Source organism: Mucilaginibacter sp. UR6-1 (genome assembly GCF_020880975.1).
GTDB lineage: Bacteria > Bacteroidota > Bacteroidia > Sphingobacteriales > Sphingobacteriaceae > Mucilaginibacter.
Window position 1 is genome coordinate 855,300 of sequence record NZ_JAJIWP010000002.1, and the last position, 17,438, is coordinate 872,737.

At 40.4% G+C, this 17,438-nt stretch carries 20 protein-coding genes; 12 read left to right on the forward strand and 8 right to left on the reverse strand.

Features of this window, described 5'->3' with window-relative positions; translation table 11 throughout:
• Complete coding sequence (locus tag LJ707_RS09095; protein WP_228950493.1) at positions 1-1,374, forward strand: hypothetical protein; 1,374 nt, start codon at positions 1-3, stop codon at positions 1,372-1,374.
• 22 nt (positions 1,375-1,396) lie between these two features.
• Here LJ707_RS09095 and LJ707_RS09100 read toward each other — a convergent pair whose 3' ends face one another.
• The 5 genes from LJ707_RS09100 to LJ707_RS09120 all read right to left on the reverse strand — a co-directional run bounded on the left by LJ707_RS09100 (position 1,397) and on the right by LJ707_RS09120 (position 5,475).
• Entirely contained in the window at positions 1,397-1,621 is a 225-nt protein-coding gene (locus LJ707_RS09100; protein ID WP_228950494.1) for a hypothetical protein, read from the reverse strand.
• A 147-nt stretch (positions 1,622-1,768) separates the two neighbouring features.
• A complete protein-coding gene (locus tag LJ707_RS09105; RefSeq protein ID WP_228950495.1) occupies positions 1,769-2,398 on the reverse strand; it encodes a lipopolysaccharide assembly protein LapB in 630 nt (209 codons plus the stop codon).
• The gene (locus tag LJ707_RS09110) at positions 2,349-2,909 is read right to left on the reverse strand and encodes an alpha/beta hydrolase (protein WP_228950496.1); all 561 of its coding nucleotides are present in this window, start codon (positions 2,907-2,909) and stop codon (positions 2,349-2,351) included. Before LJ707_RS09110 ends, LJ707_RS09105 begins: the two co-directional genes overlap by 50 nt.
• Before the next feature lie 182 nt (positions 2,910-3,091).
• A complete protein-coding gene (locus LJ707_RS09115) occupies positions 3,092-5,014 on the reverse strand; it encodes an outer membrane beta-barrel family protein (RefSeq protein ID WP_228950497.1) in 1,923 nt (640 codons plus the stop codon).
• A 65-nt stretch (positions 5,015-5,079) separates the two neighbouring features.
• Positions 5,080-5,475, reverse strand: coding sequence for a carboxypeptidase-like regulatory domain-containing protein (locus LJ707_RS09120; RefSeq protein WP_228950498.1), 396 nt, complete (start codon positions 5,473-5,475; stop codon positions 5,080-5,082).
• Positions 5,476-5,647: 172 nt separating this feature from the next.
• Here LJ707_RS09120 and LJ707_RS09125 point away from each other — a divergent pair, with 172 nt between their 5' ends.
• The 4 genes from LJ707_RS09125 to LJ707_RS09140 all read left to right on the forward strand — a co-directional run bounded on the left by LJ707_RS09125 (position 5,648) and on the right by LJ707_RS09140 (position 10,484).
• The gene (locus LJ707_RS09125) at positions 5,648-7,249 is read left to right on the forward strand and encodes a peptidase domain-containing ABC transporter (RefSeq protein WP_228950499.1); all 1,602 of its coding nucleotides are present in this window, start codon (positions 5,648-5,650) and stop codon (positions 7,247-7,249) included.
• A 50-nt stretch (positions 7,250-7,299) separates the two neighbouring features.
• Positions 7,300-8,280, forward strand: coding sequence for an AraC family transcriptional regulator (locus LJ707_RS09130; RefSeq protein ID WP_228950500.1), 981 nt, complete (start codon positions 7,300-7,302; stop codon positions 8,278-8,280).
• Between the two features lie 159 nt (positions 8,281-8,439).
• Positions 8,440-9,357, forward strand: a complete 918-nt coding sequence (locus LJ707_RS09135) for an NAD(P)H-binding protein (protein ID WP_228950501.1) — start codon at positions 8,440-8,442, stop codon at positions 9,355-9,357.
• A gap of 53 nt (positions 9,358-9,410) precedes the next feature.
• The gene (locus LJ707_RS09140; RefSeq protein WP_228950502.1) at positions 9,411-10,484 is read left to right on the forward strand and encodes an alkene reductase; all 1,074 of its coding nucleotides are present in this window, start codon (positions 9,411-9,413) and stop codon (positions 10,482-10,484) included.
• Here LJ707_RS09140 and LJ707_RS09145 read toward each other — a convergent pair.
• Complete coding sequence (locus tag LJ707_RS09145) at positions 10,469-10,711, reverse strand: hypothetical protein (protein ID WP_228950503.1); 243 nt, start codon at positions 10,709-10,711, stop codon at positions 10,469-10,471. The two genes, LJ707_RS09140 and LJ707_RS09145, sit on opposite strands and share 16 nt — an antisense overlap.
• 228 nt (positions 10,712-10,939) lie before the next feature.
• Between LJ707_RS09145 and LJ707_RS09150 the strand changes: the two genes are divergently transcribed.
• Genes LJ707_RS09150 through LJ707_RS09170 form a run of 5 tightly spaced genes read left to right on the forward strand, consistent with a single transcriptional unit; the run spans position 10,940 to position 13,671 of the window.
• A complete protein-coding gene (locus LJ707_RS09150; protein WP_228950504.1) occupies positions 10,940-11,743 on the forward strand; it encodes an SDR family oxidoreductase in 804 nt (267 codons plus the stop codon).
• On the forward strand, positions 11,740-12,174 hold the full coding sequence (locus tag LJ707_RS09155) for a DUF2147 domain-containing protein (protein WP_228950505.1): 435 nt from the start codon (positions 11,740-11,742) through the stop codon (positions 12,172-12,174). The genes LJ707_RS09150 and LJ707_RS09155 overlap by 4 nt, the downstream gene beginning before the upstream one ends.
• Positions 12,175-12,191: 17 nt before the next feature.
• The gene (locus tag LJ707_RS09160) at positions 12,192-12,392 is read left to right on the forward strand and encodes a hypothetical protein (RefSeq protein ID WP_228950506.1); all 201 of its coding nucleotides are present in this window, start codon (positions 12,192-12,194) and stop codon (positions 12,390-12,392) included.
• Positions 12,393-12,395: 3 nt separating this feature from the next.
• The gene (locus LJ707_RS09165) at positions 12,396-12,749 is read left to right on the forward strand and encodes a hypothetical protein (RefSeq protein ID WP_228950507.1); all 354 of its coding nucleotides are present in this window, start codon (positions 12,396-12,398) and stop codon (positions 12,747-12,749) included.
• Between the two features lie 13 nt (positions 12,750-12,762).
• Positions 12,763-13,671, forward strand: a complete 909-nt coding sequence (locus LJ707_RS09170; protein WP_228950508.1) for an AraC family transcriptional regulator — start codon at positions 12,763-12,765, stop codon at positions 13,669-13,671.
• Positions 13,672-13,792: 121 nt separating this feature from the next.
• On the opposite strand, the gene LJ707_RS09175 is transcribed toward LJ707_RS09170, so the two are convergent.
• Complete coding sequence (locus tag LJ707_RS09175; RefSeq protein ID WP_228950509.1) at positions 13,793-14,668, reverse strand: AraC family transcriptional regulator; 876 nt, start codon at positions 14,666-14,668, stop codon at positions 13,793-13,795.
• Positions 14,669-14,728: 60 nt separating this feature from the next.
• Positions 14,729-15,469: an SDR family oxidoreductase gene (locus tag LJ707_RS09180; RefSeq protein ID WP_228950510.1), complete on the reverse strand. Its 741-nt coding sequence runs from the start codon at positions 15,467-15,469 to the stop codon at positions 14,729-14,731.
• A 187-nt stretch (positions 15,470-15,656) separates the two neighbouring features.
• On the opposite strand from LJ707_RS09180, the gene LJ707_RS09185 reads away from it, so the two are divergent.
• Positions 15,657-16,424 carry an SDR family NAD(P)-dependent oxidoreductase gene (locus LJ707_RS09185; RefSeq protein ID WP_228950511.1) on the forward strand — a complete coding sequence of 256 codons (768 nt, stop codon included), beginning with the start codon at positions 15,657-15,659 and terminating at the stop codon, positions 16,422-16,424.
• An 89-nt stretch (positions 16,425-16,513) separates the two neighbouring features.
• A complete protein-coding gene (locus tag LJ707_RS09190; RefSeq protein WP_228950512.1) occupies positions 16,514-17,431 on the forward strand; it encodes an AraC family transcriptional regulator in 918 nt (305 codons plus the stop codon).
• Positions 17,432-17,438: the final 7 nt, after the last annotated feature.

The following is a 17,438-nucleotide window of genomic DNA, read 5'->3' on the forward strand; positions in this document are numbered from 1 at the left end:
ATGAAAGAAGAAAGCAACATTCTCACGTTTCTGATCTCTGACCCGAAAGATGGTAGTTTTACAGAGGATATATATACATTTCGGAATTTTATCGGGGAGATGAAACCGATTGTATTACATGAGTTTAATAATTTTTATACTATATATAACGTTGCCGGAAATGACTTCGTGTTCAGGGTGCTGATCCACGCCGGCCTGATGGACAGCGGTGGATTGGCAACAGGAGAGGCAATTATCTCGGAATTTGAAAGTAAAGAGGAGTTTAAAAGCCTGGAGCTGCATATTCTCACACGGAATGTTGATCTATTCGCCGCTGGTCAATTTGTCGTGAAGAAAGAAGGGAGGTCCTATTATAATTGTAAATATCTAAACAGGGATGATAGTTTAGAATCTTTGTCCAACAGCTTGCCAGTTTATCGGAAAGGAAACCTGACCATTACTGACGAATCATCTGGGCAAGAAGCCGAAGTGGTACAAAAGAATGAACCCGTTGCAACTGAACCGGAAGTAACCAATGTGGAACACAATAACTTCGCGATTATCACTGCTCTTTACGATGATGAATCGACCGCATTTATTCAAAATTCTAAAAAGGACAGGGCGTTTACCTCCCCGATGTCTAATGTTATGCAGTTGTCGTTTAAGGATCACGATTCCGAAGGCCTTACAACTGACTATTTACAACCCTACTTGCTTAACCATGCTCAAAAAATGGGAATGGTAGATACTACCTTTAACTCGGTAATGATGTTAGAAAAATATAACCCGAAGTATCTGATCATGGCTGGTGTTTGTGGCGGCAAGCAAGGAAAGGTAGACGAGAGCGGAAAGCCAATCGGTTTGAAATATAGAGATGTCATAATCGCCAATAATATCATGGATATTCAGATGGGAAAACTCGAAAAAGGTGTATTTAAGCCTTATTTGTTTAATGAATCAATGAATGATCAATTATTGAGCTTTTTAGAACAGGAGCGGCTAAATATCAAACGTCGTATGTATTTGTTGGCGGACCAGAACGATGAAGAATTTTTAAAGCATGTCCAGAATGTCGAAATCAGAATTGGCGATTATGGCTGTGGAAGCCAAGTAATCAATACGGACGATTATTTTAAAGATGAGATTTCCACTAGAAATAACAAGGCTATTGCAGTTGAGATGGAAAGTTACGGCATTTACAGGTCTTGCAGATTACATAATAATTTTAGTAAGAAAGGCCAAACTTTACCTATTGTAGTCAAAGGTGTTATGGATTATACTGATGCGACCAAAGACGATAACTACAAGAAAGATGCAGCCAAGATGAGTTATCTCTGTGTCAGAGCTATGATGCCGTTATTGTTGGATTTTTATGATAAAAACATCCCAATTTAAAAATTAAGATTGTCGAGCCTGATTACCAGGTAAGTGCTTCCGGGACTTTTTGAAATAGTGCCATCCATTGCGTGTGTGTGTTCGATTGAATCAACTTGATCGATTGCCACACCGAGGGATGCTGGTAACTTTTGATGTACCCGGAGATACTGTCCCGAATATCTGTTTGAATTTCTTTGATAGGCTTGGTCAGGTACCCCATGGAATTATTGTTGGGGTATTGAATGGCTATGTTGATTTTATGCACGCTGATGTATCTTTTCGAATTGCAAAAGTCAGGTGCCTGTGTCCATTTACCTTGCGTTAAGGATAGCGAGGCAAGATTTGCATTATGGCATTTAACATAAGGGCGATCTTATTCGGTATTCTGAACCTAAAGGTCGTCTACGTACGATTACCTACTTCTTCGAAAATATTTTAGGCGAGACTCAATTTCCTTAACTAACTCAGGATCTCTTGAAAACTTTAAGGCTAACTTATAATTCTTTATCGCCAGGGAAGCTCTTCCGGTTTTAGATTGCAAATCGCCCATATACATGTGGAGATCAGCATCCTTAGGATAGTAACCCAACCCTTCATTTAAGCATTTTTCAGCTTTTTCAAATTCTTTGTTTTCAATATAAACTTTACCCATGTAGTACTGATAATCTTCAACGCTGGGAAGAATTTCATATCCATACCAAGCCGACAATTGATGATAATGCATCTTTACGACTGTTTCAGGATCTCCCTTTTTATTCCATACACTATCGCTTAAGTTCTGATTTCCGCACCAAAATGCATTGAATAGTTGAGTAAATCCATCAACAATTGAAATTGCCGGTGTCGTGTTATGACTATAACCTTGATTATCTCTAAAATAGTATCGCTTTGAATGCGTAGCGCGCAGCATAGAATCAACTTCTAGAACATTTTTCCTGAACGAGTTTTCTACTCGCCATTGGTTTCCTATAGAAAGATAGATGTGTTTGCTTTTAAGCAAGTCGATATTGTCTCTTATAAGATTTTTTAACAGCCTTGACATAAAAGCCTTCGAAGAAATTAAAATTAGGACTGATGATTAAATAAGCTGAAAATAAATCTGGATATTTAGTTAATCCATATGTGGCTAATGATCCCCCCAATGAATGCCCTATAATCGTTCTAAAAGGCGCAACTCGATAATTCTTGGAGATGTAGGTCATTGTTGACTTGAGGAAATCAATAAAATCATCTGCGCCCCCTATCTCATTTGACTTTTTACCAATTATTGGAGGGTTCAGCTCATATCCGCGATGTAATTGTGGAACAAAGACTAAAATTGACGGCGGCATTGTATTAAAATTCATCATGAAGTTTGATGAAGCAAGAACAAAGGCTTCGAGTTCACTTCTTTGCCCATCAAGTATATAAATTACCGGATAACTTACTCTACTGTTCGTATATTCTTTAGGAATATAAATTCTGACCTTTCTTGATTGATCAACAATCTTAGTTTTGATGTATATATCTTTTGGTGACTCATATTTTGTTACAACCTGCGCGCTTAAGTTCATCGTCAAGATCGATAGGGTTACAAATAGCAATAATATTCGGTAGCATTGGAACTGGTGAAGACTCATTTATTAAATATGGTATTCTAAATTTAGTTTAAATTTAAGAAACGTCATTAGTCTTTACAAGATAGCAATGACAATCAAGGGTTTGCTCAAATTGATGCAAGCATTCAATTATTGGCCTATTTTATAATCGAATTTCTAATATCGCGTTCTGGATTAAATCGAGTAGCACGGGATTTGAAAGACTTTCCAAATGAGTAGCTTACCGATAGCCACAAAATCTGAGATTCAACCTTAAAATACCCAGTCTTTGTAAAATTAGGGTCGATATAACTAAACTTGTTTTTATTTGTATTCAACACATCATTCAATATTATATTGACATACAAAGCATTTTTAAGGAACGATTTCCCAATTGTAAAATCGCCATAATAGTAACTATTGGCTTTTCCTTGTGGCGTTGTTTGAGGTGTTTGGAAATTGAAGGTCAATTGTGAATATGTGTTTTTAAAAAAATTAAAGTTTAAGTTGAAAGCCCCGTTTAAAGTATATATGGATTTAGGATCGACTTGTATTAAATCTGATGAACCGTATGTGATGTTATATCCACTCAGATTTAAAGAAGCGTCCACTTTTGCAGAGATTGTATTTTTATAATACGCAGTCAAGTAATTATAAGAACTATTATTTAAGTTCTGCGGTGTATTAATAAAGATTGTTGACGAATTACCATATGGCGAGGTAATTTTATCAATAATATTCCGGTACAACCTCGTTCCTAAAGAAGTATAAAAGGAATGTTTGTTCTTCTGATAGTTATAAGATAGCTCGAAATTATAAGAAAAGTACGGTGAAAGATAAGGGTTACCTGCCTCATAAGTTGTAACATTGGTTTTATCAATGAACGGATTAAGTTGGTTATATTTGGGCCTTACGATTCTGCGTGTTGCAGATAGGCTATAACTACTAGCTTGACTGTAGGTATAAATTATATTTAAGTTCGGAAAGGCATTCAAATAATTTCTTAAAATCTTCGGTTGGTTAGGTGCATCAAGTTTTGAATGAGTGTGTTCTAACCTTAATCCTATGTTATAACTAAATTTGTTGTTTATTATCCTCAATGAGGAATAAATAGCATTGACGAACTCCGAATATTGTATGGAGTCAAGTCCTATATTACTACCGACATCATTTTTGTTATCTATGTCGGCCATTCCTGATTTAAATCCCAATTGCAGATTCAAAGTCTTTGAAAGCGGATTCCGATAGTCCCCTTTTAGGTAATATACATTAGTTCGAGTATTATTATACTGAAAAATTGAGGAATCTGCGCTTCCTTGATTATCGAAGATAATGTCGTTATTTTCATTACGATTGCCATTGTAATAGTTCGCTTCTAATGTTAGATCCTTACCGGGTTTCTTGTATGGTTTTCTGTAATTTAAATTAATCGACTTGCTATTGATATCCACATTTCTATATTGATTTTGCAATTCGGAACGACTTAAACTACCACCCTCTGAAAAATAATCAGTTCTACCTTCACTTAAGTAGCTGCCGTCGTACTTAGACGCGGTAAACTTCAAGCCAATGTTATTTAATGGATTAATGCTATAATTTAATCCTCCGTCAACCAAATAAGTATTCCAAGGTTGATCATCATATTTAAACTTATAATCGTATCTTTCTAAAGATGAATTCTTTATGTTGTATGACTCTTCCTCTTTGTATCGTTCATTGTAATGATCATATGAAAACTTAAGATATGACGTTAACTCAATAGTATTGAAGTTAAGCGTAGCAGATGCGTTCTGCTTATCATGTGTAGCAATACCTGAATTCAAGGAAACAGTGTAACCCGCATCTTTTTTCTTTTTTGTAATTATATCAATAACCCCGGAACCATTTGCATCGTAATTAGACGGTGGGATTGTAAATACATTTATACTTTCAATGTTTGAAGCCTGTATTTGCTGTAGGTAATTAGTCAAATCCCGTCCTGAAAGGCTAGATGGCTTACCATCAATAAGAACGCTGATTCGATTGTCTCCCAATAGCTTAATTTCGCCTGTCGCAGTAGACACTCCGGGGATTTGATTCAAAATTGATTTAACAGTGTTGCCTGGGAGTTGATTATTTGCAGTAGGTCTGAACTTATAACCGCCGGCTAAGGTTTCAATTGTTTTTTTTGTTCTTTAATTACAACCTCCGTTAGCATAGTGGATGTTCCCAAAGCAATTACCCCAACTTCATTTTTATTTAGACTATTAATAACAACTCCACTAATAATTTTTAACCGATAGCCCACATATGTCACTTCAATGTTGTATTTACCAAACGGAAGAGAAATATTAAACCTTCCTAAGGTATCACTTGCAGCAACCCGCGAATAACTTCGATTTGTAACATTTACGATTCTCACTGTACTGAAGGGCATGGGTAACTTAGTTGTTGAATCTATAACAGTACCGGTAAGGGCTCCTAATGAGTCAACTTTTATTTTTTGCGAGAACGCAATATTTGAAATTAATAGAAAGAGTATTACATAGAAGTATTTAATCATGTTGCTTAATTATTTCATTTTTGATTTTTTCGATCAATGTGACATTTTTTATTATTTGGAATGGCTGACTTACAGAGAAAATTAGATCTCGATTCGATGACAATAGATATGTATTCGGTTTGTCATCCAATTTTTTTATTCTTGAAATTTTGACTATTGCCCCGTTTTTAAGATGATAAAAAGTATTATCGTTCAACTCCAATTTAGACTTAGATTCTATCACGGCTTTCTTTCTCTCGTTTACCGAGAAATCAGTTATCTTGACAGAAATATACATTGGTACATTTCACCAACCGATTCATTCTTTGAAATAAAATCACAGGCACGGGTGCAAAGAAGTTTGTTTCAGCTCTATCATTATTTAAAACCGTATAAACAAGTTCAATTTCTTCTACTTTTAGGGATATTGATAGGCACAGCGATTCAATTCACTATACCCTTTCTTTTTCAAACAATTATTGACACAGGTATTAAGTTTGAAAATACCAACTTCATTACCATTGTTTTATCAGCTCAACTAGCATTAATCGTCAGTAAATTGGTATTCGACTTATGTCGTGATTACTTGTTGCTTAACATCAGTATTCGACTTAACACGCACATTATTTATGATTTTTTAGCCAAAATGCTTACGCTACCATTAACATTTTTCGATACAAAAATGACTGGTGATATATTGCGTAGAATTGAAGATAATAACAGAATTGAAAAGCTTTTAAGTTCGTCAACTTTAAACTTTTTATTCTCTGTATTAACCTTTATCGTTTTTGGTATCGTTTTGGCAATTTACAACTATATCATATTGCTTGTTTATATTGCTTTTACTGCACTATACATAGTTTTTTTGTTTTCATTTTTGAAAAAGCGTGCAGAATATGATATGAGGAAATTTTATGAGTTGTCGCAGAATCAAAACTTGCTCTTGCAAGTGATTCACGGTATATCAGAAATAAAACTCAACAACAGCGAAAATTACAAGAAACAGGAATGGTCGAAAATTCAAAATATGATTTTCAAAACCAAGGTAGCAGCTGCAAGACTAGTGCAATTTCAGGACACAGGGGCGAGTCTAATCAACGAACTAAGAAACATCATAATTATTTTTATCTCAGCAAGGTTAGTAATCTCAAATAATATTACCTTGGGAAGTATGCTCTCTATCCAATATATAATTGGATTTCTTAACCAGGCGATAAATCTTTCGGTCTATTTCGTTAGAGAATTTCAGGATGCAAAAATAAGCCTTGAAAGAATTATTGAAATTCAATCAGTCCCGAGCGAAGATGAAAATAAATCCATCAGGCTTAATAATAATCAAATTCAAGGTGTTCAAATTAAAAATTTGAGTTTTCGCTATGAAGGACCTAATTCTCCGAAGGTTCTAGACGATATCAATGTTACAATAAAAAGAGGCAAAATTATTGCAATCGTAGGCACAAGTGGAAGTGGTAAAACTACTTTGTTAAAACTACTTCTTAATTTTTACCAACCAACCGAAGGTACAATTCTCATTGACGGTAATAACCTAAATGATATCTTTCCTTCTGAATGGCGAAAGAAATGTGGCGTGGTTATGCAGGATGGATTTATCTTCTCCGATACTATTGCAAAAAACATTGCTTTATCTGATGATAAAGTCGACATAGTCAAGCTGAACCATGCTATGTCAGTAGCTAACATCAGTGAATTTGTGTCTGAGCTGCCTTTAAAAGAAACAACAATGATTGGCCAGGACGGGATTGGTCTAAGTCATGGTCAAAAGCAACGCTTGTAATTTCAGGAAATTCACCTGACATTAGTGATCTGATTTAATTATGGTTCGAAATGATTATTGAATTTACGGCGGCACCAGGTTTTGACTTTATTACACGTTTTGAGAAACTGATCAACGCGCCCTTAAGAGATAACTTTCTCCAGATTCCCTCAACAGTCGGAACGGGATATGTACGTAAAGTCGGTTTCGGCGAAGATTTTAAACTCACCATCCACCATTATAATCTGAGGGAAGATCTTATCATCAAACGTAATCCTGCCGAAAAAGCTAATGACATCCGCACCCTGTTTTTTTATAATAACACAGAAGATCTGGAAGTAAGATGCAATAACGAAGCAAACAGATTATTTGCGCCTAAAAAAGAGTCCTTAATAATTTTGTCAACCAATGATCTGCGCACCGAGATTCGTTTCCCTGCCGGTAGTAACATCCATTACATGGTTGTAGGGATCACGGCTAACCGACTGCGCTCCGTCCTGTCTATCGAAAACCCTAACGATACTATTAAAACCATTGTAGCAGAAGATGCCTCTTTTCTTTTTTTCGAAAGCCTGAACCCGGAAATGCAGTTACTGCTCAAGAATATCGTATCTGTAGACATGAATAGCCCGATGAATACTTTCTATGTACAGATCAAAGTTCAGGAGTTAATGTACCTGCTTTTCACCAAACTTTCACTCCGGGAAAATACGCCTATTAAAAACATCAACAGCAACGATGCGGAGAAATTATTGGTGATTCGCAATGAAATATTGATCGACCTGAGCACGCCACCGGTAATCAGTAAATTAGCCGCTATTGCATCGATGAGCGAAACAAAACTAAAGCAGCTTTTTAAGCAGACATTCGGTGACACCATTTATAATTATTTCCAGAAAGCGAGAATGGAAGAAGCCGCCTTTTTATTGAAACAGGCTAAGCATTCTGTCGCAGAGGTAGGCTATGAACTGGGTTATTCCAATCTAAGCCACTTCAGCAAGTTTTTCCAAAAGCAATATGGGGTCACGCCAAAAAAATTCTCCTCCACTTAATTGAGCATTCTTTCCCTGCTGGTCTCTGTCGGATAAGGGTGTTCTTCTGTCTTTTTGGGATATTTTACCCTTGTAATAGCTTCTACTTTTGGTCGTAGCAATAAAAGGACGATAGTGAGGCAATTATAATGCCTGCGATCAGGCCTGAAAATACACAAAATGAAAAGTAAAAAAGTTATTGTCGCCGGTGCAACCGGCATGCTGGGTAGCCAGATCGTGAAAGAGCTGCTGGCTCAGGGAGCTGATGTAACCGCTATGGTCAGGGCCAGCAGCAACAGGGCCATGCTCACCAGGATGGGCGTAAAGAATTTTGTTATCGGTGATATGATGGATGCGCCTTCTTTAAAGCAGGCGATATCGCCTGCACATCAGTTCGATGTAATTGTAGCCAGTGCCGCAGGTTATACCCGCCGAGCGAAGGGCGATGGGCCGGTGACGGACACCGTTGGTTACCAAAACCTTGTGGACGCTTCCAAAGCGGCCGGAATACCGCGATTTGTATTGATCTCGATCCTTGAATCGGACAAGGCCAGATCAGTACCTCACTTTTATAACAAATACCGCATCGAGCAATACCTGAAAGAAAAAGGACAGCCCTATATCGCGCTGAGGCCGGGAGCATTCCTTGATCAGACGCCGGATTTTATTTTGCCGAAGATTACCAAAGGCATTTTACCCACCTTCCTTACCGGGACTTACGGGATCATTTACACGCCGCAACTGGCGAAATACACTGCCCTGGCTGCGGTAAACTTACCGGATTCCGTTTTGAACACGTCCATTGATGTGGGTTGGGACAGGCCGGTGAACGAAAAGATATTGCAAGCTGCCTTTGAGCGAGTTCTTAATAAGAAGATTGCGGTCAAACCGGTCATGCCCCCATTTGTCGTAAACTACGTATTGCCAGTTATCGGCCGTTTCAGTAAAAAGGTCAAAGACATGTACGAAATGATCAGATGGATCGATACGGGTGTGTACATCAGTAAAAATACGCAAAGGCAAAAGGAGCTTTTTGGCGCACTGCCAGGCGTTGAAGAAAGCGTGGCACAATACTGCCGAAACAATGGCCTGATCTAACGAATATAATTTCCATTCAACTGTACATTTAAATACATAACATCATAAAGATCATGAAACTATTAGATAGAGTAACCTTAGGAAAACAAACATTGAAAAATGGCATGGCAATGGCGCCTATGACCCGCAGCCGGGCCGACCGTGAAGGCGTTGTAGGCGACCTGACCGTATTATATTATACACAGCGTGCCAGCGCCGGCTTGTTGCTCACCGAGGCCATAAACATTTCAGCGCAAGCCGTAGGCAGCCCGCTGACTCCCGGCCTGTACAGCCATGAGCAAATAGATGCATGGAAAAGGGTTACTAAAGCCGTTCATGAGAAGGGGGGGGTGATCTATGCCCAGCTTTGGCATACCGGCCGCGTCGGACATTCCGTGGACAGAAAAGGAGAATTGCCGGTAGCACCTTCGGCGATAGGTATAAAAGGACAACAGCACTTCACCTCACAAGGTATGAAGGATTACGAAACACCCAGGGAATTGACTACCCGGGAAATCAAACAGATCGTTAAGGATTATGGACAAGCTGCCCGCAATGCCATCGAAGCAGGCTTCGATGGTGTTGAACTGCATGCCGCATTCGGCTACCTGCCGAACCAGTTCTTATCAGAAAGTGCAAACCTGCGCACAGATGAATACGGAGGAAGTGTGGAGAACAGGAACCGTTTTGTGCTCGAAGTGATGCAGGAACTGGTTGATACTGCAGGTTTTGATAGAGTTGGCATCAAACTTTCGCCAACCGTATATTACAACAACATTGAAAATAGTGACCCCGTTGCACAATTTGCACCACTGATCGAAGGTTTGAACCAATTGCCGCTGGCTTATATCCATCTGATGAATGGCTTGTTCCCATTGGATAACTACCCGCAATATCCTAAAAATGCGGTCGAAACATTTGGAAAGATCAGTAAACATTTAGTTATCGCCAATGGCGGGTTTGATAAAGACAGTGGTGAAGCAGAACTGGAAAAAGGCATAGCGAAAATAATTGCTTACGGCGCACTATTTCTGGCTAACCCGGACCTGCCAAAGCGCTTCGAATTAGGGGCCGGATTCAATGAACCGGATAGAGCGACGATGTATGGTGGAGGTGAGCACGGGTATACAGACTATCCTTTTCTATAAATGATCGTATACCATACCTGGTAAGCATAGAATTTTCTCGACGTAGTATCGCTCTCATATTCAAGTGCCGAATTAGTCTGGTGATAAGGATGTTGCTCAAACAGAAAATGATAGTGCTGCTGCTCTTTCAGAACCGTTTTTGATTTCAGGAGTTTGAAGAAGAAATCACCTCCAGACAAAGTACCCAGGCCGCCTACGATTCCGAATATTCTTTTACTGTATTCCATCTCGTTATAGAAACGGTAAAGTTACCAGCAACAACAGGTAATAATTACTCGAAAAGATTTAAGGAATTATTAAAATGCTGAAACAGCGTGCTCCATCTTGGTCGTTACATTAGCAACGAAGATCAGGCTGGATGTGCTATCTGAATTTCGGCTACAACATTGCGAGTTTCGAATACATTCAACCTCCACGCATCCTGCAATTTTGCTGTATAATAAATATCAGCAAATATGGATTTAAAAAATAGTACAGTACTGATCACCGGCGGAACCAGTGGTATCGGTTTAGAACTTGTTAAACAACTTACAGAACTCGGCGCGAATATCATGATTACCGGTCGTGACCTGATTAGGTTAAGCGAAACTCAAAGCCAGTTCCCGAAGATTCACATCTTTCAGAGCGATGTAAGTGATCAGGACAGTATCAGGAATCTATACAACAAGGTTTCGAAACAGTTTCCTGATCTGAATATTCTTATTAATAATGCAGGTGAAATGCGCCTGCTCGATCTGCAGGATAACACGTTAAGTCTGGAAAATTTGACCCGCGAGATCGATATCAATCTTTCAGGCACGATACAAATGACGCACCAATTCCTGCCGCATTTGTCCAAACAGCCTTCGGCAGCCATTATAAATGTTTCTTCAGGTATCGCTTTCATGCCCTTTTCAGTTGCGCCGGTTTACAGCGCCTCTAAAGCGGGGGTACGTGCTTACACGCAGGCCTTGCGCTTGCAGCTTAGAGGTACTGCCGTAAAGGTTTTTGAAATGATCCCTCCAGGCGTTAAAACTAACCTGCAAAAGGATTGGGTATTACCAACAGACTCAAATTCTTCATTAACAATGGACGTGGATAAAATGGTAAAAGTGGCCATTGAAGGGTTGCAGAAAGATAAAATAGAGCTCAGGCCGTTTCTGATCAGCATCATCAAATGGGCAAGCAGGATCGTTCCGGGCGCCCTGATCAATTTCGGTCACAAAGAGTTCGAAAGATTCAAACAGTTAAATACAAACGCAAAATACTCAACAAGATGAAACGAACAATCTTATCGTTCATGCTGCTGTTCGCAGCTATGACATCCTTCGCCCAAAAACTATCCGCAGACCAGATACTCGGTACCTGGCAATGCAGTGATTATAAAATAGAGGTTTATAAATCGGGAAGTACCTATTCAGCCAAACTACTGTGGTCAAAGTATATGTTCGAGGCTGATGGCAAAACATCAAAGAAGGACAGCAAGAATCCCGACGAAAAGCTTAAGGACAGGCCGGTACAAGGTCTAACACATATCACCTCGCTTACCTATAAAGACGGTGAATACGCAGACGGTAAATTGTACAGCGTACAGGATGGCAATACTTACAGTATAAAAGGTAAATTGAATGGCATAAATGATCTGGAAACCCGTGGTTATAAAGGAGTGCCAATGCTGGGAAAAACTTTTAAGTGGAAACGAGTACAGTAGCCCATTAGAATCAAAACATGAAAGACATACAAAACGACGAGCTATCGAGATTATGGTTTATGATTTGCAATGCCGTACCACCGGTGGGTATCTTCCTGTACTTCAGGCACAGAGAACGTTATCCAAATAAAGCCAGAAGAGCGTTAACCAGCGCAATGACCGGCATACCCATGGCACTGGTTATGGGTTATATTATCAACAATCAAATTACTAAATAAGCTATGATCAAAAATATCATCTCTTTACTATTACTGATCGTTACTGTATCTCTGAGCTTTAAACATGCCTGGGATACCGCACATTATCAAAACCATCCCGAATCTTTTAAGGTGATGGAGAGTCTGGGGATCAGCAAGGCCGCAGTTCCGGCATTGGTAGTTTTAACATTATTGACGGGGATCCTTACATTGATACCAGGAACCTTTTTTCTGGGTAACATGATCAATGCGATCTCTATCGTGTTCATTATGGGCATGGCGTTAAGAACAGAAAATACAAAGATGGCCCTGATCGAGGTCCCATTCCTGATCATGCCCTTATTGATGATCTGGTTGAAATATCCTTTTAAAAATTAAACTATCTTGTGATATGCAAAATGCCAAGCCATACCGCATCAGTTCAATAACAGAGATACATCGACTGATGGCGTTGCCTAAACCGCAACATCCGCTGATCAGTATCGTTGACCTGAAAGGACTAAAAAATGACCACGACATAGATGCCGTGGTGTTTGACCTCTATGTTATCTCGATGAAAAGAGGCTGCGACAACCTGATCTACGGTCAACAAAAATACGACTTCGATGAAGGCCTGATGGCTTTCTTATCACCCGGCCAGCTATTACGGGGTGATAAGAATGGCATACCTGCCAAACTGGAGGGCTGGATGCTTTTTATTCACCCGGATTTTTTATGGAACACTTCTCTCGCCGCTAAGATCAAAAGATATGAGTATTTTAGCTATGCGACGCATGAAGCGCTGTTCTTGTCAGACAAAGAGGAAATGATCATCAATGATATTATCAGAAATATCAAAAATGAATATCATTCCAATATCGATAGTTTTAGCCAGGATATTATGATTGCGAATATTGAAACACTGCTAAATTATGCCGAACGCTTTTATCAGCGCCAGTTCATCACACGTAAAATAACTAATCACAAAATTCTGGAACGGTTGGAGAATATTCTAAGTGCATACCTTGACAATGAAGCGTTACTCTCCAAGGGTGCGCCAACCGTTCAATACCTTTCTGAAACGCTAAATATGTCTTCTAAATACCTAAGCAGCTTGCTCAAACAGTTGACCGGGCAGACTACACAACAGATCATTCATAAAAAAATGATCGATAAAGCCAAAGAGCAGCTATCGACCACGACGCTTAGTGTCAGCGAGATAGCCTATGGTCTCGGATTTGAACATTCGCAGTCATTTAGTAAGTTGTTCAGAAGTAAAACTAAGCAGTCTCCGCTGGAATTCAGGGCCTTATTCAATTAACTGATCAAACGTATAAATCAAAAAAGCATAGTAAGTTACATGGCATTACCGCCGCCTTTTTTGAGTATGATGCGTAAGGAAAAGATATTAACAGGGATGCATTTTCCGCGTGTCAATTCTGTCATAGCATATTTTGCCTGAATTGCGCCGGAGTTATCCTGGTTTGCTGTTTGAACAGTTTGTTGAAAGACTGAGGATGCTCAAAACCTAAGCGGTAAGCAATCTCGGCAGTGGTCAGGTCGGTCTGGTTCAGCAGCATCTTTGCTTTCTCTATCAAAGCCAAATGAATATACTGTTGCGTAGTTTTACCGGTGAGTGACCGGAGCATGTCAGAAAGATAGCGTTGCGAAACGTTCAGGTGGGCAGCAATATCCAAGGGTGATGGCAAACCGCTGACGAGTGCATCGTTAAAGCGCTCGGTCAGCCACTTGTCCATATTAGCGATGAGTTCATGATGGAAATTTTTCCTTGTCAGGAACTGCCTGTTGTAAAAACGGTTGCTGTGGTTCAGTAATAGTTCCAGTTGAGACACCAGCACGTCAGTACTGAATTGGTCTATCGTATTATTTAATTCGACGTTGATAGCTTCGAAAAGTGCTTCTATCGTCAACTTTTCTTTAGCCGAAAGGAACAAAGCTTCTGCAACCTTATAATCAAAGAAACCGTAGTGATAAATTCCCTGTGAAAGGGAATATCGTGTCAGCAGGTCAGTATGAAAGTACAAGGCGTAACCCTGATAGTCTTCGGGTTCGGCCGTCATTTGTACGAGTTGTCCCGGCGCAAGAAAAGCCATTCCCCCTTCTTTGAAATCATACGTTCCGGGCCCGTATTTTACGCTCCCATTAAAATTTCTTTTGAAGGTGATCTTATAAAAGTCAAGCTCCACCCAGTTTCCCGCATCGCGTAAGTCGATGTTCACCTTATCATAATCAACTAATGTGATCAGCGGATGAGCAGGCGCATTGAGCCCCATGCGGCGCGTCAGATCGGTTATCATATCAAATTTTAGGGTGTTCACCTGCTTCTGCTTTCAATATGTATATGTAAATATACTTTTTTAACCCTGAACGGATGGCCGGACCACGATGTCACCAACATCTACATTCTGCGGCTGGCTGATGGCATAGGCAACAGCCCGTGCAATAGCCTCAGGAGGAATAGAGATCTTATCAGCGGTCTCTTGGCTCGCTGAACGTATCGCGTCATTTTTAATGTTGCTCACAAACTCTGTTGCGACATAGCCTGGTGAAATACCGGTTACCCGCCAGCGACCTTCAGATTCCTGACGAAGCGCTTCACTGATCGTGCGTACCGCGTTCTTTGTGCCAGCATATACGCCCATGGTAGGTACAATGGCAATACCGGCGGTCGAGATAATATTCACAAAGTGCCCTGATCCATTCCTGAGGAATTCAGGCATTGCTGCTGCTATGCCGTAAAGCGTGCCTTTTATGTTCACATCTATCATCTGTTCCCAGCCTTCTACATCCGTTTGTTCCATACGGTATAACTGTGCAATTCCGGCATTACTGATCATGACATCCAAGTGGCCGAAATGTTCACGAGCCAACGCGACCATATTTTCCAGGTCCTGGCGTTTGGTTACATCTGCTACTGCATGAATAGCCTCGCCTCCATTCTGTCTGATACTTCTAACTACCATTTCCAATTGTTCGGTGCGGCGTGCACCTAATACAACTTTTGCGCCACGGGAGGCCAATAATTCTGCCGTTGCTTTGCCTATACCACTGCTGGCTCCGGTGATGACCACAACTTTTCCTGCTATTCTGTTTTCCATGATTGTTATAATTTATACAAAGCTCCTAATACCTTTTCCGGCTCTTGTATCCAATATGGTAAAATGTGTAGCCGTTTTGGAGGATAGCGTTATTCTCTTTCATTTTGGCTACAACTCTCCTTGATTTGGTTACAAGTACCTTCAGTTTGATGCCCAACTTTGTATTAAACATAAAATAATCATTCTTATGGAAGATCAAACATTTACAGGTAACAGATCGATCGCGCTCGTGACCGGTGCGAACCAGGGTGTAGGCAATGAGATCGCGAAAGCATTGGCCAACAATGGATATATTGTATATGTAGGCTCACGTAAACTGGAGAACGGAGAAAAAGCAGCCGCTGAGATCGGCGAAAATGCCAAAGCAATTCAATTGGACGTTACGCAACAACAAACCATTAAGGCCGCTATTGAACGTATTAACTTAGCGCATGGTCATCTGGACCTGCTTGTCAACAATGCCGGTATATCTCATAGTGGACCATCACCTATAAGCCCCGAGGAAATGATGGCGACCGGCAGGGCCGTTAATGTATCGTTGGACGAAGTGCGCACCGTTTGGGAGACTAACGTATTTGGGGTGATCTCGATGACGCAAGCCGCCTTACCATTGCTTCGCAAGTCATCGGCTGCCCGGATCGTGAACGTATCAAGCGGTTTAGGTTCGCTTACCTGGATCTCTGATCCGGAATGTTGGGCAAGAGAAAATTTCGGCATTGTGTATGCAGCTTCTAAAACTGCGCTTAATGCCGTTACGGTGGCTTTCGCTTTAGAATTGGAAAAGGAAGGCATCAAAGTGAACGCTACCAGTCCGGGCTATACTGCCACTGCCCTGAACAATTTTCAGGGAACAGATAGTTTAGAGGTCGGCTCGCGTGAACCTGTTCGCGTTGCGCTGGAAACTGATGGCCCGACAGGTTCTTTTACCGGTCCTGAAGGCTCTTTACCATGGTAAGCTTCCTGAAAGAGGTATAGCTACCCTAATCAATAAATTTTTATGGCCGGTGGCTATTTAGCCTCCGGCCATAACTGTTAACTTAGAGTATGAAAGACGAGACGCCCAAGATCACCAAACTGAGTTCTATAACTGAGATACACCACATGCTGGATCTTCCGGGCCCTAATCACCCGCTCATCACTTTGCTGGATACCCACGATGGCAAGATCAACCTGAGCAAGTTACCGGTGCGTTATGTGACCACGCTTTACAAGATCTCTTTCATCAGCAAACTGGGTGGCAAGTTCAGATACGGACAAGGTTATTATGACTTTGATGAGGGCAGTATGGTTTTTACCGCGCCGAACCAGGTAGTTGGAAGTACAGCCATCTATAAAGGTAACGAGGGCTTCTCATTGGTCTTTCATCAGGATTTCCTTCAGGGTTACCCTCTGGCAGCCAAGATCAAACAGTACGGGTTCTTTTCTTATACTTCGAATGAAGCATTGCATCTCTCGGAGCAGGAAAGAACAATGGTATCAGCAATTTTCTCTATCATTCAGGAAGAATTGAACAGCCGGATCGATGATTTTAGTCACGAGGTCATCATCGCACAGATCGAATTGCTCCTGAGTTATGCTAAACGTTTTTACAAGCGTCAATTTTTGACGCGTCATGCAGCAGGCAACTTACTCCTTGAGCAATTGGAAAATTTGCTGAATGCCTATTTCAATGAAAAGCCGACGGCCATTAATGGCATACCCACTGTGCAATACCTGGCTGAGCAACTGAACTACACGCCGAATTATCTAAGTGATATGCTGCGGTCACTTACCGGATTGAATGCACAACAGCATATACATGAAAAGCTGATCGAGCGGTCAAAGCAATTGCTATTAACTACTACAATGAGCATAAGCGAAGTAGCCTACGAATTAGGCTTTGAACATTCACAGTCTTTTAGCAGGCTCTTTAAACTCAAAATGAAGCTTTCTCCCTTACAGTTCAGAGCCAGCTTTAACTGACCATCCC

Coding starts and splice junctions, on each gene's coding strand:
- LJ707_RS09095 (WP_228950493.1), top strand. CDS start 1: ATGAAAGAAGAAAGCAACATTCTCACGTTTCTGATCTCTGACCCGAAA.
- LJ707_RS09105 (WP_228950495.1), bottom strand. CDS start 2,398: ATGTCAAGGCTGTTAAAAAATCTTATAAGAGACAATATCGACTTGCTT.
- LJ707_RS09110 (WP_228950496.1), bottom strand. CDS start 2,909: ATGAACTTAAGCGCGCAGGTTGTAACAAAATATGAGTCACCAAAAGAT.
- LJ707_RS09120 (WP_228950498.1), bottom strand. CDS start 5,475: ATGATTAAATACTTCTATGTAATACTCTTTCTATTAATTTCAAATATT.
- LJ707_RS09125 (WP_228950499.1), top strand. CDS start 5,648: ATGATAAAAAGTATTATCGTTCAACTCCAATTTAGACTTAGATTCTAT.
- LJ707_RS09130 (WP_228950500.1), top strand. CDS start 7,300: ATGATTATTGAATTTACGGCGGCACCAGGTTTTGACTTTATTACACGT.
- LJ707_RS09135 (WP_228950501.1), top strand. CDS start 8,440: ATGAAAAGTAAAAAAGTTATTGTCGCCGGTGCAACCGGCATGCTGGGT.
- LJ707_RS09140 (WP_228950502.1), top strand. CDS start 9,411: ATGAAACTATTAGATAGAGTAACCTTAGGAAAACAAACATTGAAAAAT.
- LJ707_RS09145 (WP_228950503.1), bottom strand. CDS start 10,711: ATGGAATACAGTAAAAGAATATTCGGAATCGTAGGCGGCCTGGGTACT.
- LJ707_RS09150 (WP_228950504.1), top strand. CDS start 10,940: ATGGATTTAAAAAATAGTACAGTACTGATCACCGGCGGAACCAGTGGT.
- LJ707_RS09155 (WP_228950505.1), top strand. CDS start 11,740: ATGAAACGAACAATCTTATCGTTCATGCTGCTGTTCGCAGCTATGACA.
- LJ707_RS09160 (WP_228950506.1), top strand. CDS start 12,192: ATGAAAGACATACAAAACGACGAGCTATCGAGATTATGGTTTATGATT.
- LJ707_RS09165 (WP_228950507.1), top strand. CDS start 12,396: ATGATCAAAAATATCATCTCTTTACTATTACTGATCGTTACTGTATCT.
- LJ707_RS09170 (WP_228950508.1), top strand. CDS start 12,763: ATGCAAAATGCCAAGCCATACCGCATCAGTTCAATAACAGAGATACAT.
- LJ707_RS09175 (WP_228950509.1), bottom strand. CDS start 14,668: ATGATAACCGATCTGACGCGCCGCATGGGGCTCAATGCGCCTGCTCAT.
- LJ707_RS09180 (WP_228950510.1), bottom strand. CDS start 15,469: ATGGAAAACAGAATAGCAGGAAAAGTTGTGGTCATCACCGGAGCCAGC.
- LJ707_RS09185 (WP_228950511.1), top strand. CDS start 15,657: ATGGAAGATCAAACATTTACAGGTAACAGATCGATCGCGCTCGTGACC.
- LJ707_RS09190 (WP_228950512.1), top strand. CDS start 16,514: ATGAAAGACGAGACGCCCAAGATCACCAAACTGAGTTCTATAACTGAG.